At 39.4% G+C, this 14,818-nt stretch carries 10 protein-coding genes; 7 read left to right on the forward strand and 3 right to left on the reverse strand.

Annotated elements, in window-relative coordinates; all coding sequences use genetic code 11:
• The first annotated feature begins 196 nt into the window (after positions 1-196).
• A complete protein-coding gene (gene pheT, locus OSCIL6407_RS0123040; protein ID WP_007354304.1) occupies positions 197-2,656 on the forward strand; it encodes a phenylalanine--tRNA ligase subunit beta in 2,460 nt (819 codons plus the stop codon).
• On the opposite strand, the gene OSCIL6407_RS0123045 is transcribed toward pheT, so the two are convergent.
• Positions 2,653-3,225 (reverse strand): Uma2 family endonuclease, encoded by a 573-nt coding sequence (locus OSCIL6407_RS0123045; RefSeq protein ID WP_007354305.1) that lies wholly within the window; start codon positions 3,223-3,225, stop codon positions 2,653-2,655. The two genes, pheT and OSCIL6407_RS0123045, sit on opposite strands and share 4 nt — an antisense overlap.
• A gap of 86 nt (positions 3,226-3,311) precedes the next feature.
• On the opposite strand from OSCIL6407_RS0123045, the gene OSCIL6407_RS0123050 reads away from it, so the two are divergent.
• From OSCIL6407_RS0123050 to OSCIL6407_RS0123070, 5 genes are read left to right on the forward strand one after another with little or no spacing between them, the layout of a single operon-like run.
• On the forward strand, positions 3,312-3,749 hold the full coding sequence (locus OSCIL6407_RS0123050; protein ID WP_007354306.1) for a DUF29 family protein: 438 nt from the start codon (positions 3,312-3,314) through the stop codon (positions 3,747-3,749).
• 22 nt (positions 3,750-3,771) lie between these two features.
• The gene (locus tag OSCIL6407_RS0123055) at positions 3,772-4,041 is read left to right on the forward strand and encodes a YciI family protein (RefSeq protein WP_007354307.1); all 270 of its coding nucleotides are present in this window, start codon (positions 3,772-3,774) and stop codon (positions 4,039-4,041) included.
• Positions 4,042-4,051: 10 nt separating this feature from the next.
• Positions 4,052-7,081, forward strand: coding sequence for a hypothetical protein (locus OSCIL6407_RS0123060; protein WP_007354308.1), 3,030 nt, complete (start codon positions 4,052-4,054; stop codon positions 7,079-7,081).
• Positions 7,071-10,730 (forward strand): P-loop NTPase family protein, encoded by a 3,660-nt coding sequence (locus OSCIL6407_RS0123065; RefSeq protein WP_007354309.1) that lies wholly within the window; start codon positions 7,071-7,073, stop codon positions 10,728-10,730. The genes OSCIL6407_RS0123060 and OSCIL6407_RS0123065 overlap by 11 nt, the downstream gene beginning before the upstream one ends.
• 19 nt (positions 10,731-10,749) lie before the next feature.
• The gene (locus OSCIL6407_RS0123070) at positions 10,750-12,438 is read left to right on the forward strand and encodes an RluA family pseudouridine synthase (RefSeq protein ID WP_007354310.1); all 1,689 of its coding nucleotides are present in this window, start codon (positions 10,750-10,752) and stop codon (positions 12,436-12,438) included.
• Between the two features lie 101 nt (positions 12,439-12,539).
• On the opposite strand, the gene OSCIL6407_RS0123075 is transcribed toward OSCIL6407_RS0123070, so the two are convergent.
• Together OSCIL6407_RS0123075 and OSCIL6407_RS0123080 are read right to left on the reverse strand one after the other, a co-directional pair.
• A complete protein-coding gene (locus OSCIL6407_RS0123075) occupies positions 12,540-13,481 on the reverse strand; it encodes a calcium-binding protein (protein ID WP_007354311.1) in 942 nt (313 codons plus the stop codon).
• Between the two features lie 171 nt (positions 13,482-13,652).
• Positions 13,653-14,525, reverse strand: coding sequence for an MlaE family lipid ABC transporter permease subunit (locus tag OSCIL6407_RS0123080; RefSeq protein WP_007354312.1), 873 nt, complete (start codon positions 14,523-14,525; stop codon positions 13,653-13,655).
• On the opposite strand from OSCIL6407_RS0123080, the gene OSCIL6407_RS37890 reads away from it, so the two are divergent.
• On the forward strand, positions 14,524-14,652 hold the full coding sequence (locus tag OSCIL6407_RS37890; protein WP_019487722.1) for a hypothetical protein: 129 nt from the start codon (positions 14,524-14,526) through the stop codon (positions 14,650-14,652). The genes OSCIL6407_RS0123080 and OSCIL6407_RS37890 overlap by 2 nt on opposite strands.
• Positions 14,653-14,818 lie beyond the last annotated feature (166 nt).

Below are 14,818 nucleotides of genomic sequence, written 5' to 3' on the forward strand. Positions count from 1 at the left end.
CGCCCAGTCCCCCAGGGGTTGAAACCCCTCCCTCAGAATTTAACTCCTCTCCAGAAGACTAATGAATTTAACAGTCCTCTTCCGAAGGAGTTAACCTTCATCTCAGGGGCTTAAGTCCCCAGCAAGTTTTGGCTTAAGTCGCCCTCTGGATGCTACGTTACGAAAAGGACATGGAAAGAAGACAAAGGACAAAAGAATGCGTATCTCTATCAACTGGTTGCGGGAACTGGTAGACATCGCCGTAACGCCAGAAGAACTAGCGGAAACCCTGACAATGGCTGGGTTTGAGGTAGAAGAAATTGAAGACCGCCGCACTTGGGCCGATGGCGTAGTATTGGGCAAAATACTCACTTGCGAGCAACATCCTAATGCTGACAAGCTGAGAGTCTGTCAAGTAGACATCGGTAAGGGCGAACCTTTAAACATTGTTTGCGGAGCTCCTAATGCTAGAGCTAATATCTATGTAGCTGTCGCCACTGTCGGAACTTATCTACCGAATATCGACTTGAAAATTAAACCTGCTAAACTGCGGGGCGTTCCTTCTGAGGGGATGATTTGCTCTGTGGCGGAATTGGGACTAGCTAAAGAGTCACCGGGCATTCACATTTTCGAGTTAGAAAATCCTGAATTAGGCAGTGATATCCGGCCACTATTGGGCTTAGATGATGTAATTTTAGACTTGACAGCAACAGCAAATCGCGCTGATGCTTTAAGTATGGTAGGTGTAGCTAGAGAAGTAGCGGCGCTAACTGGAGCAAATCTGAGAATTCCTGAAGCAGCGGGGGTGTTAATTCAAGGGCAAGAAGGGGGCGAGACTGCAAGTTTAGCAATTGATATTTCTCAGTCTCAAGCTTGCCCAATTTACATCGGTACTGCGATTGAAAAAGTCAAAATTGGCCCTTCTCCGGCGTGGTTGCAGCAGCGATTGCAAGCGGCGGGAGTAAGACCAATTAGTAATGTAGTTGATGTTACTAATTACATTCTTTTAGAATGGGGTCAACCGCTACACGCTTTCGATAGAGATCGATTGGAAGCTGTTGCAGGTAGCAGCGATTTAACTATTGGCGTTCGTTTTGCCAATTCTGGGGAATCGCTGAAAACTCTTGACGGTCAAACACGGAATTTGCAAGCACAAACGCTTTTAATTACTGTTAATGACAAACCCGTAGCTCTAGCTGGCGTGATGGGTGGGGAAGAGACGGAAGTTTACGAAGGTACGCAAAATTTGGTTTTGGAAGCTGCAATTTTTGAACCAGTAGCAATTAGGCGTTCTGCTCGTTCTCAAGGTTTGCGAAGTGAAGCTTCTACTCGCTACGAACGAGGTGTAAATCAGGCAGAATTAGCCTTAGCTTGTCGCCGTGCTTTAAAGTTGATTGTTGAACTGGCAGAAGGAGTTCCTGTTGTTCAGGAAACTGCGAGCATTGGTGTAGATAAGTCGAATTTAACCCGCAATGTAGAATTGCGTTTAGATCGAGTAGATCGGGTTTTAGGGCAGCTTAAGCGGGGCGAAGATACGCTTTATGAAAAGTATCTGCAACCTGATGAAATCAAGGGCATTCTGACAGCTTTAGGTTGCGGTGTTGCTCCAAGTATTGAGGAAAGAGTCTGGACGGTGACAGTCCCAGTTTATCGCTATCGGGACTTAGAACGGGAGATTGATTTAATTGAGGAAATTGCGCGACTTTACGGTTACGATCGCTTCTGCGATACTTTACCAAGCAAGACTGCGGCGGGTTTTTTACCTCTGGAATATGCGGCAATTCGCAATATTCGGGCGGCTTTTCGAGCGGCGGGTTTGACGGAATTGATGCACTATTCGTTAGTGAAGACGGAAGGTGAAAATCAAGTAGTTTTAGCTAATCCGTTGTTGGTTGAGTATTCAGCTTTGCGGACGGAGATGCTATCAGGATTGATTGATGCTTTTGAGTACAATTTAGAACAAGGAAATGGGCCATTAAATGGGTTTGAAATTGGTCGTATTTTCTGGAAAGATGGCGAGGAAATGCAGGAAGGGGACAGGGTTGCTGGTATTATTGGCGGCGATCCCGTGCAAGGTAAATGGCAACAGAGTGGACGCGATCGCGCTTTGACTTGGTTTGAGGCGAAGGGGATTTTAGAGAGTGTGTTTGAGTCCTTGGGTTTGGCGGTAGAATATGAGAGCGATCGCAGTGATTCACGACTGCATCCAGGCCGGACAGCGGCGTTATCTTTAAATGGTAGCCGCTTAGGAATATTCGGACAATTGCACCCACAATTGCAACAGGAACGAGGTTTACCAGAGGCAGTTTATGCCTTCCAATTTGATTTGAAGGTGTTGTTAGCGGCGTTGAATGAAGCTGATAATTTAACTCGCAAATTCAGTGTTTATTCTAGCTATCCTGCGGCTGACCGAGATTTAGCTTTGTTTGCACCTATTGATGTTTCTGTTGTTGAGATTGAAGGTGTGATGAAAAAGGCTGCTGGGAGCCTGCTAGAGTCGGTGCAGTTGTTTGATGAGTATCGCGGCGAGAATGTGCCAGATGGTCAAAGAAGTTTGGCTTTTCGGTTAATTTATCGGGTTAGCGATCGCACTCTTTCTGACGGTGATATTGAACCTGTGCAACAAAAAGTCCGCAATGCCCTGGTGAAGCAGTTTGCTGTTAGTTTAAGGAGTTAGGGCGTTGTCAATGGTCGTAACATTGCGCTAACCATAAAGGAAGTGTCAGGAAAGTGCAAAGGTGAAATGCTCATGCGATCGGCAAGTATGAGCTCACTTTGGTAGCCTTCCTGACTCGGTTCTCGAAAGACGTGGAGTTGGCGATCGTTGACATCTAATACCCAATAATCGGTAATTCCTGATTGAGCATAAATTGTGGCTTTGATACCGCAATCTTTTCTGAGTGTAGTATCGGCAATTTCAATAATCAGGTAAATTTCTGAGGGGGTTGGGTGTCGGTCTTCGTAGTATAGTGGATCTCGCATAAGCAAGGCAATATCTGGCTCTGGTTCGGAGTTATCATTTAATTGAATAGAGTCTTGTACGCTAATCAAAACTAATCTCCCTAAAAGGTCTTGCAATAGCTCTACAGTGCGCTTTACTGCTGCATTGTGTGCGGTTCCTTTGGCTGCCATTTTTACTATCTGTCCTGCTAATAATTCTACTTTTTCATCTTCATTAAGAATACCATTTTCTATCATTTGGTGATAGTCTTGAACTGTGAAAAGACGAATTTCTAATAATGTCATAGCTGTCTCCTGTACTTGCCGAACGAGCAATATTTTGTAATTACTAATTCTAGCATAATAGATTAAAGGCAACACTATCAAACTTTATGGAAGAATTAATGGAGTTAAAGGAGCTGCTGCACCGAGGCAAAGTTGCAGAGGCTTTGCTACTGGTGCAAGAATTGGAGGACATGAGTAAGTCGGATAAGCTTAACAAAATTTTTAGTTATGGTATAATCTTGCTGTTGCATCTGATTAAAAAAGTTGCTGAAGACCGAACTACTAAGTCTTGGGAAACTTTGATTTTCAATACCGTCAAGCAAATTCAGCGCACTAACAAGCGACATAAAGCTAAAGGAACCTATCTCACCGAAGAGGAATTAATAGAGACTTTACAGGATGCTTATGAATCTGCGTTGAAGTCTGCGGCTTTAGAAGCTTTTGAAGGAATTTATGATGTCGAAGTAATTGCCAAGATGGTAAGCGAAGGTGATATTATTGCAATAGCAATGGATTTAATTGTAGAGCGATCGCCTGAAAGTTAATTTATTAGAAAGATTGACAGATATGACTAAATATGTGCTGTGGGGAAGTTACTGCGAAGACGTTCTTGAAAAACGCGCTCCTTTTCGCGACGCTCATCTGGCTGGATTGGCGAAGCAAAAAGAGTCGGGTGTGTTGATTACAATTGGGCCGACTAAGGATTTAACTAAGGTTTTTGGCATTTATGAAGCTGAAGATGAGGCAACTGTGAGACAATTGGTGGAGGCCGATCCTTATTGGGAAAATGGGGTTTGGACTGAGTATGATGTGAAAGAGTGGATTCAGGCTTTTTAAAGGAGTTAATATGGTGAATAGCTTAAGATTAGGTGACGATGATTTAGTTCCTGTTGATTATACGGATTTACTGGATAAAATCTTGGGAGTTTTACAGAGTCAAAATCCTTTTAGTCGGTCAAGTGATAACTATCGCCTGGTAATTGATATTGATGCAATTGCCAATGAAGTCTCCCAGTTACAAATCATTCCTCCCTTGGGTTCTTTTGAACGTCAAGCGCATTCCGCTACTGTGAATTTTCCTGCGGAAGTTGAGGTTCGCTTTCGCAGTCAAATTAGACAGATTAGAGAGTATTTGCGGCAACATTTAGAAACTATATTGGGAGGAGATGATGCTGTTGAAAGATTTGTGGCAAGTTTAATTGTGCCTTTGGATTCAACGTATTTTCGAGGTGGCGGTACTGAGTTAGGTTTTAAATACAATTTTCCCAGACATTCTACCTTAGAAAAAAAGAAATTAACTTTGCAACGTCTGGATTCTAGCACGCGGGCAATTTTAAAGCTGCACAAATTGACAATTTCTGTGCGAAACTCAGACATTTTTCAGCAGCAGCTAAGGGAGGGTTTAAAAAAATATATCAATGAAAATACTGACAATAAAGAGGATCGGGAAAATCTCACCGATCGCCTTGATGAGATCGTTCAAGATGAAAGCTCTAATTTTCATAAATTGATTCGACTTGTAGATAAGGAAACCCTGGGTAAGCTGAATAAAGAAGCTAAGATTACCTATTTAGAGTATCTTTTAGAGAATATTCGTAGTAATAGCACAGATCGGGTAGGGATAATCTATTTACAAGACTTAATTCGGCGACTCCGGTTGATAGAAGAATATATTAGCGATATTGACAAAAGTGATGGGGACTATGAGGTAAATTATGCCGGAGTAAGAGTTAACTACAGGGATATTTTTTCCAGAGCAGAAGTGTTAGATATACTTCCGATAGTTCCAATTGTAGCAGGTTATTTGGGAGAAAGTACAGATACTCACCGAAGCGAACGTAAATTTATCTTTGGTTTGAAAATCAAGTTTGATAACCCGGTTCAAGCACGGGGTGGGGATGATGTATTTGAATATAATTTGAATTTGCTTAATCCTGATAGTGATGAACAAAAAACAGAACTAGCAGAGGATTTTAATCGGGAAAAATTCGTCCGCAAGGTATTAAAAATAGCCTTGCTTTACTATTTTGTCTTTGCTTCTCGTAGTAATCCTTTAGCGAATGATTACAACCCTGAATCTGAAGGGAATTACCAACCGCGAGAAAGCTTTGAGTCTGTGGTAATGCCTGTTTTAAGTGGTTCGGATGAAGAAAGGAAACAGCAAATACTTCGTGGTATCATCCGAGGCTTAAATCAATATAACATTAAGGTTAAAATAGACCGTCTCAAACAACTTTTAAAAGGCTTTTTAGACAGGGAAACAATTTTGCCGCCTCGAACAGAATCACGACACATCAACATCAAAAGAGGTATCCTAGAACAGATAGATGATACTTTAACAACTGGGAAATTTTTCAATGACATTTTGGAGCGAAATCCGAAACAAGCACTCCAGTATATTACAGTTGAAAATGCTAGGGTGAATCCCAGAGCTATTTGTCAGCTACCAGTCAATATTACCATAGAAGATATCCGTTATTTCCCTACTGATGAACGGCAAAGTTTCAGTATGGAATATAATATCAAAGGTATTAATGCTTTGCCTGTACTTTTAACTCCTAGAGGTGCAATTTCTAAAGATACCTACGCCAAGCATTTCAACACAAAATTAGTTGTGTTTCGTTATGAAAATCAACGATTAAAAAGCGATGGAGGTTTACCACCAGCAGAGGCTTTTGTTTACAAGTTTACTATGCTCCTGCTATCTTATATGTGTCTGAAGATATTAGCAGAAAATTGGGGCAAAAATTTATTTATTCCGATGGTGAGACTTCACGAAGGCGACCACAATAACCCTTCACCGTCAGAAAAGTTTATGGCCCATCTTTCTAAAACATTGTCTCATTTGTTAAGCGAAAAATATCGCTGTAATTCCCAAGGATTTCGGATTAAGCATCCACCGAAAAAGTTTACTATCGGAAATGGTCTAAGTTCCCTCTATTCAATATTACCCAAAAAGTTTCGCTTCGACAATGTGCAGCTATCTCCAGAGTTGGATAATTTAGCAATTATTGTGGTTTCCAGTCGGGAAAGTGATGCGAGAAAAGGTAACGCTAATCGTTTTCAGAGAAAAGCAAGTTTAATCGGAGAAATTGTCGGCATTAATCGCCAAGAAGATGGTTCAATTCAGGTGGAAATGCTAAAAACTTTTTCGGAAAATTACAGCGTTACTCATCTCTATACTCAGCCATCAATTCTGGAAGATGCAATGAGTCAACTTTATGAGCAAGGATATAGGAACTTTGCTTATATTTCACAAGCACCTTATACGAGCACGCTACATATTACCAAAACTGATGAAGATGAGGATTTGTTTTTTATGTCCAAAAGTCTCATCCGAACTTTGAAAGGAGAGAGGCGAGACATCAAGATTTATCCCATTTTCTTTGATAAATATTTCGTCCGTAGCTTTGAACAACATAGAGGAGAATCCTTCTATATTCAAGATATAATGGAACTTAGTAATTTAGCTGACGATCCCAATCAGGAATCCGTGATGTTTTTTAACCTATTTAATGGGATTAAAGTCGATCAACAGGGAGACAAAAACTTTTATAATGGTGTGATTTCCTACTCGACACTTCTGCATATCTATCAAGGCATTTTGGATGACAAAGATATTCATCAAGATTTGATTTATGATGGTCTAACTAAAGATACTTTGCTACACTATCTGACAATATTTCACTTTTCTAGGTATGAAGCTCGTCAGAATATTAGTTTAAAACTCGACCCCTACGAGCGGATTATTGGCGATGATTCGGTTGGTGCTTTATCTATATTTAGTCATACTGGTGGAAGTGCAAATTTTAACTCGTTGGCTTTTTTGAATAAGGTAAGAGAATTAGATAATGAGGTAGATAATAATGATTGGTGAAGATTTGGGTCGTCTGTTTGAAGTCGGATTCAATATTGGAATTCTGGCTTATATTCAGCAGGAAAATATCCCTCACAACTTTGGCAATTTGTACCGCCTGGATTTGCAGCACCTAAAATTGCCAAAAATGACAGCAGAAATAACTAGGGAAGCAAATCTCCTGGGTAGTCTGGATGGTAAAATAGTTGAGAAATGGAGCCTTTATTTTATACAGAAAGGTTTTTTTTCTGGCTTAAACTTTTTTCGCGAGTACATCAAATCTGCTGGTAGTAAACTGCAAAATCTTAAGATTTTATACTATCAGTGCAGTTTTAGTGATGCTAACAGTATTAGAACATATAATAAGGGTCAACAAAAAGGATTTAAAGAGGTTTTATCTCAGATTACAAATGTGCAACCAGATTTTGCAAATGCTGATATTGATTTGTTAATCCATCGCTACTCAAAAAAAGGTGAGTTTTTGCAAGCTGATACGCTTATGCTGGTACAACAACGTAATGATTTTAGAATTCTCTGCGTTGACTTATCTGTATTTTCTCCAGTATTAGCGTTGTCGGGAGTAGACCTCCATGAAATAGAGATAATGCGGAAATTGTTAATGAGGGAAATTAGCTATTTGCGCTCAAAGAGTGTTTTTTCTAATCTGCGGATAGATACTAGCACTTTGGGGATTGATTTCTCTGAGGATTTAAAACGCTATTTTACTGCTTTTAAGTATAAAGATAAGGAAAGTGCTAAGTTGATTCAGGCGGGTAGCTATGCTCATAGTTTCTATAAATTTTTGCAAGAAAAAGGAATTATTCCAGATAATGCTGACGTATTATTTAATGTAGTTGGCAATAGCGATCGCGGCATTAGTGCTATTTCCTTACGTAAAGATAAAATCAATATTTTAGCAACTTGTTCACAAATTTATAAGAATGAATCTAATACTAAAGATATTAGCGAGGTTCGCAAAGAAGTATTAAAAGTTATTCAAATTAACGCTATTCGCAGTTTTCAAGATGGTAAAAAGTTTATCAATCGCTTATTAGAAAGTACAGGAAATACTCCCACACCTGTTGCTCATACAGAGCGACTTGATAACTTTTTTAATTCTGTTGGTGTTATACCAGATAAACTGGCAGAAAAATTGCAAGTTGCTCCCGGATTAAATCTAAGACAAGCTCATGCTGAATTGATTATTAAAGCACTTAATTCTGAGCAAACTTACATCTTTCTAACTGGAAATCCGGGAATAGGCAAAACTACTGCAATTGCCAAGTTTCTTGAACAGCATATTGATGACGGTTTCCTATTCTTTTATGTCAGTCCTCGCAAGCAAGTTAACCTAGACATCATTGAAAAATTCAAAAATCCAGAAACAGGTTTGTTGTCAGACAATCGCCTATTTTGCATTAACACTAACTCTGATATTATTAAAGGCAATGGTGGCAAATGTACGGTTAAATACGTAGCTAATAGTCAGCAAAAAGATTTTACAAAAAACACTGTTCACTTCCTCAAAGAAAATCCAGATATTCAGCGTCAGCAATACCATCAAACGCAAATAGAAAGGAAGAGTAAAACCATCATTCAACCTGCAAAGGTTAAAGGTAAAGGAGTCCTCAACAGCATTTGTGAAGCAATATACACGCTGATAAACTCTCAACCATCAAATAATATTGTCGCTACCGTGTCTATTCAGTCTTTGAAGGTAATAGAAAATGGAGTTAATACTCTTGAGCATTTTGACAAGATATTTCAGGATGCTTATAACAAAAGAGAACAGCAGGTAATTTCTGCTAAAATGCAAGAAATTTCTAGCCGCATTAAACACATCTTTATTATGATCGATGAAATTACAGGAGATGACGGCGGGGTAGAATTTTTAACAGGAATTAGTAAGATTATCACTAAGTATGATTTGTACAATCCCCAACATGGTTTTAACACTAAAATTATTGTTGCAGATGCTTCAATTGTTGACCACGATGTGATTACACAACACCTTAAAGATACCTCACCGGAACCAGATAAAATTTATTTTAAGAAGTTAGCCAAAAATTCTGAAGAAATCTTACCCTTACAAGCTATCCCTTTTAAGTTTAGAGAATTACCAGCTATCGTAATTAATACTAATTCCTATCCGGCTCGCAGTTTAGAGATAACTTATAAAGTGTTTATAGAAGCTGTAAAATTTACTGATAATGCGTCTCTTAATCAAAGAAATAGCTTGATTAAACTGGTACAGTCTGAGATTGTTCAAGACATAAACGAGCGATTAGCCAAACCCGGAGTCGAACAATTAATAGTCTATATTCAGGATAAGCGAAGATTGACAGAATTGATTTATAAAATTAAGAACAGTCGCGAAAAATTTGATCGATTTGAAGATTATCTTGAAATTCATGCTAATATTTCAGAAGAGGAGAAAGCAAAAATACAGGAGTGTAAAAATAAAGCTAAGGTAATCTTTATGACTGCATCTGGAAGTCGGGGGTTATCTTTTCCCAAAACCAAGCATATTTTAGTTGATATTCCTCGCTTTCAGATTGAAAAAAACCTGATGGAAGTCATACAAGTTATTTATCGGGGACGCGGGGAATACGAACCAGGTAAAACTTTGGATAATGAAGATAAGGAGTTAATTTTTTATCTCTCGGATCAGGCTGTTTACTACGCAGATGATCCAGAAATTTCTCTGCAAGAAAGCAAGCTAAGTCTTTTGAATATGTTATTAATTCTCAAGACTTCAGTAATGACACGAATTCAAGGTTATGGATATTTAGGTAGCGAAAAGTTTTTGATTATTCCCATCGGTGGAAAGTCGATTTCTACGGCTGGTGATACTTTCACTAGCCAAATGGGAAATCTGATTAAGGAATTAAAAAGTGAACATCGCAGTCATCCAGAAAACAAGTCATTACAAGATATTTATACAAGTATTGAGAAGCTTTTTAGTCGAGCCGAGTTTGTTTTGAAAAATACAACACATTCCCGACAATCAGGTGATTCATATCTGCAAATGCGGGAGAATTTTAATAGTAAATTTTTGCAACTGTGTAATCCTCTTGACGGGTTACTCAGTTATGGCAATCTGGAAAAAGGTTATGTTTGTGGCAGTTTGTTGATAGTTCCTCTGGCGGACAAAAAATTAGAGGAAAACTACCAAATTAGGCTACATCAAGAGATTAAAAAAATTGTAAATAAGGAATTAATGCATAAAATGTATCGCATTAGGGATAGTATTTCTTACCCAGAAAATTTGCGCTCTGCAATCAGAGGAGGTGCTATTGAGTTAGTTAAGTTGCTGAATAAGGATGTGGATAAAACTCAGTATTTTCAACAGCATAGTCATCGTTTGGATCAATATTATGCTTTGCCGTTATTTGCCTTTGTTAGTGGTGAAGAAATGAAGGAGTATTTTGGTGATATTAAGCGGGAAGAACCAGAAGACGAGCGGTTTAGAGATATTCTGTCTATCTATGTGCGATCGCTTTACCCAGTTGGTAATGTTATGCCTATAGGACATAAATATCAAGATTTCCCGTTTGTTGTGTTTAGAAGTTACAGTTTAGAACAAAGTCGGGAAAAGTTTTTTACAGATAAGTATCTTTTGACTTCTAACGAGTTAAATGTACTGAACTTGATCTTGTCTAAGGATTAATATTTATGAGATAATTATTATGCTCAACTTTCACCCCATCTCAGATTTTATCCCCAAAAACTCTCCTATCAATAACTCAGATCCTACCTATTACTACGAAGGAATCTCCCCTCAAAATGGTCAATTACTGAGACTTCCTCGCACACCCATAGCCGAAGCAATTGCTAAAGGTTTAATGCAGCAATTAGCCAATAATAATGATTATTCTCGCGAAGGTAAAATGTATGGCATACTCTTAGTTGAACTTCCTAATGGCGAACAACGGGTACTCAAAGCATTCTCAGGCCTTCTCAATGGTTGTCATACTATTGATGGCTGGGTTCCACCCATTCCGGGACGAGAAAAAGTAGCCTTAGTAGAAGCCTACACCTTAGCTGAATTAGACGCTATTAAACAAGAAATAATTACTCTAAAGCAACTTCCGCAATGGCAACAATACCAAACATTATCTAGCGAGTTTGAACAGCAGTTGCAATTAATGAGTCAACATCATCGTAATTGCAAACAACAGCGACAGGAAAAACGCCAAATTCTCAGCCAAACTCTTACAGATAAAGCACTTAATTTAGCATTAGAAAAACTTGATAAAGAAAGTCAAAAAGATGGAATAGAACGGCGTAACCTTAAACGAGAACAAAATGAGAAATTACAACCATTAAAAGAGATAATTGACAATGCTACTCAGCGAATTACTGAACTGAAACAACGGCGAAAAACTTTATCAAAACAACTACAAACTCAGATGTATGCAGCTTACAGTCTCACTAATTTTGCCGGCCATTCTCGTTCATTACAAACATTAATGCCAACTGGTTTAATGCCTACTGGTACTGGAGATTGTTGTGCGCCGAAATTACTCCACTATGCAGCGGTAAATAACCTTAAACCTTTAGCAATGGCAGAATTTTGGTGGGGAAATTTATCAATAAATCTGGATAGAATTAAGGGAGGATTTTATGGCGCTTGCCTCGAACGTTGTCAGCCATTAATGGGATTTTTACTATCAGGATTATCGCAAAATAGTTTTTTAGATATGGGTACATATCGGCAGAACTTTGATATATTAGAAGCAGAAAATTTGCAAATTATCTATGAAGATGAATGGCTAATAGCAGTTAACAAACCATCAGGTTTACTTTCTGTTCCTGGTCGTTATCGCGATCGGCAAGATAGCGTTTTAAGTCGCTTACGTCAATTGTTACCGGATGGCATGAATATTATCCCTGTCCATCGTTTAGACCTCGAAACTTCGGGAATTATGTTATTAGCTCGTTCTTTACCAATTTATCGGGAATTAAGCAGTCAATTTCAACATAAATTAGTTAAAAAAGTTTATGAGGCGGTACTTTCTGGTAATGTAGTAAATGATTATTGTGGTGAGATTTCATTACCACTCTGGGGAAATCCTGAACATCGTCCTTATCAGCAAGTTGATATAGAGAGGGGTAAACCTAGTTTAACTCGTTTTCAGGTGATAGCTAGGGAAGGAGAATACACTCGTGTAGAATTTATGCCGCTCACCGGTCGTACTCATCAAATTCGGGTTCATGCGTCAGATAAAAGAGGTTTAGGAATACCAATTTTAGGCGATCGCCTCTATGGATGTCAAGCCGACGCAAGTAGATTACATTTGCACGCGAGGGAGCTTTATTTTGAGCATCCGCAGTTAGGAAAAAATATTAATTTAGAGGTAGAAACTCCTTTTTAATCTGAAATCAATTGTTAACTATTTCGTGTAATCCATCCTAAAATCTTGAATGAGTCTCTACTATATATCAGTAGGTTAATAGTAGAGACTCATTGCATTTTTTAGACAAACACGAAATTATCAGTGGTAAAATTGCCTTGAATTACAGCAATTTGATCGGAAGTACCAGCCAAGTTGATAGAATTACCAACAATAGTATAATCAGAGAGCTGTCCGTGTAACTGAATGACATCTCTGTTTTGCTGGAAATCTTGAATGAATGTAACTCCTGCTCCCTGATAATATGTATTTGTGGCATCACCGAGAACAAAAGTATCTCTACCTTGACCGCCAATCAATACATCTGTTTCATTACTTCCAGGTGTAGCACTAGATAGATCGACTCCAATCAAAGTATCATTACCACGCAAACCTGAGAGAGTATCGTTACCGGCTCCTCCTACTAAATTGTTATTTTGGCGATTGCCGGTAATCACATCTACATTGGGAGTACCTACGACATTAACGAAATTCTCTACAGTCAAATTCAGTGTGCCAATTCCAGGTAAATTGTTAACAGCCACACTATTAGTTGACAAGTCTACATTAATAGAAGCTACGCCGCTACCTGTAGACGCATCAAGGGTATTAATCTGTCCTAAAGGAGCGATAATCTGTTCGATAGTGTCAAGGATATCGTTACCTGCTGCACCTTTGTTGACAATACCTCCAGCCTGAAGGGTAATGGCACTATTTAAGGAAAGATAGCTAACTGTATCGGTACTTTCTCCTCCACTCAAGGTATCGCTGCCAGTACCACCTAAAATGAAATTATCGGAAGCGTCCCCAGTAATATTGTCATTCCCTGATGTGGTGCTAATACTATTAGCTGGTGGAGTTGGTGGAGTGGGTGGAGTTTGATTTTGAGGAGGATTGGGAGGATTGGGATTTGGTGGAGTTTGATTTTGAGGAGGGTTTTGAGGATTAGGATTTGGTGGAATCTGGCTTTGCGTAATAGTATTATCGCCAGGTGCATTGGTTAAATTAGGAAATAGTGTTGCCATGGGGTAATTGCCTCAATTAGTTTTCTCAATTTGGTTAAAGAAGCTTTTTGGCTAAGGGAATGTAGTATCAATCAGCCTTTCATTGCCTCTCTATAATCATTGAGCTGCCTCAAGATGACATTTATCCCTGTATTTGAATTACAGTTTTGTAATATGGAGTAACTCTCAACCTCATCTGGTAATCGCCAATTCGTGAAACATCAACAGCGATAAAAAGAAATCAGCCATAAAAATCGACACCCAAGAAGTCACCACCGCCGCCGTTGCCGATCGCCCTACACCCTTCCCTCCCCCAGTCGTTGTTAACCCCCAACCGCAACCGATAATGCCAATAATCGCGCCAAAAATCACCCCCTTAACTACCACTGTCACCAAATCCCAGGGTTCCAAAAAAGTCCGCACTGATTCCAAAAACATCCCCGGAGGTAAATGGTAAAAAATCGCCGCCGCAAACGCGCCGCCGCCAATACCCACAACCACAGAAAAAATAGTTAAAATCGGCAACATGATGCAGCAAGCTACCACACGCGGTAAGACTAAATAATCAACTGGATTGGTTTTCAGCATATAAAGAGCATCAACTTGCTCCGTCACCTGCATTTCGCCAATTTCCGCCGCAAATCCAGAACCCACCTGTCCCGCTACCACACCCGCCGTTAAAACGGGTGCTAACTCCCGACAAAATGCGATCGCAAAAGCACCTCCCACCGCCCCCACCGCCCCAAACCGAATCAATTCCCGCGCCGATTGAATCGTAAAAATCATCCCTGCAAATAGAGCAATCAACAATACCGCCCTCAGCGAACCCAACCCCACCGTTACCAAATGCTCGATCACCAGCTTGCGGCAAACCTTGCCCTTAAGCAGCCGCAACCACACCTGCCCCCCCAATAACAAGGTTACGAAAAACCTCTGAAACCATCTATCCTCCAATGTTTCATCAAAGGCGCGATCGCGCCCGTCGCGGTATGTGGCCAACTCAGTTTTGACTGGGACAGATTTCTTGACTAAACCATTCTTAAAATTCAAGCTTAACTTCAACATGATGACGATCCCCGGTAGTCTGGGTACAGCCGATGTTAATATACCTTATACTTTTGGTATTAATTTATATCTTCCCAAAAGTAGAGGTACTTTAGGCCAAAGATGGATGATTTTTAAGGAAAATTAATGAATTGGAGCTAGCGAAATTAATCTGGGCTTCCCACTTAAGTAAAGCCTAATCTGTAGCAATTTTTACTTAAAAACTTACAAGTTACTTACGTAGCACTGCTGACATCGCAGTATTAACGCCTCTATACCAGTTTTCCAGTGCGTAGGTAATGCTTTTAATCAGC

It is taken from the genome of Kamptonema formosum PCC 6407, from assembly GCF_000332155.1.
In the GTDB taxonomy this organism is placed as follows: Bacteria; Cyanobacteriota; Cyanobacteriia; order Cyanobacteriales; family Microcoleaceae; genus Kamptonema; species Kamptonema formosum.

Excerpts from the sequence above, each read along its gene's own strand:
- pheT (WP_007354304.1), top strand. The coding sequence starts at position 197 with ATGCGTATCTCTATCAACTGGTTGCGGGAACTGGTAGACATCGCCGTA.
- OSCIL6407_RS0123045 (WP_007354305.1), bottom strand. The coding sequence starts at position 3,225 with ATGACATTATTAGAAATTCGTCTTTTCACAGTTCAAGACTATCACCAA.
- OSCIL6407_RS0123050 (WP_007354306.1), top strand. The coding sequence starts at position 3,312 with ATGGAAGAATTAATGGAGTTAAAGGAGCTGCTGCACCGAGGCAAAGTT.
- OSCIL6407_RS0123055 (WP_007354307.1), top strand. The coding sequence starts at position 3,772 with ATGACTAAATATGTGCTGTGGGGAAGTTACTGCGAAGACGTTCTTGAA.
- OSCIL6407_RS0123060 (WP_007354308.1), top strand. The coding sequence starts at position 4,052 with ATGGTGAATAGCTTAAGATTAGGTGACGATGATTTAGTTCCTGTTGAT.
- OSCIL6407_RS0123065 (WP_007354309.1), top strand. The coding sequence starts at position 7,071 with ATGATTGGTGAAGATTTGGGTCGTCTGTTTGAAGTCGGATTCAATATT.
- OSCIL6407_RS0123070 (WP_007354310.1), top strand. The coding sequence starts at position 10,750 with ATGCTCAACTTTCACCCCATCTCAGATTTTATCCCCAAAAACTCTCCT.
- OSCIL6407_RS0123075 (WP_007354311.1), bottom strand. The coding sequence starts at position 13,481 with ATGGCAACACTATTTCCTAATTTAACCAATGCACCTGGCGATAATACT.
- OSCIL6407_RS37890 (WP_019487722.1), top strand. The coding sequence starts at position 14,524 with ATGATGACGATCCCCGGTAGTCTGGGTACAGCCGATGTTAATATACCT.
- OSCIL6407_RS0123080 (WP_007354312.1), bottom strand. The coding sequence starts at position 14,525 with ATGTTGAAGTTAAGCTTGAATTTTAAGAATGGTTTAGTCAAGAAATCT.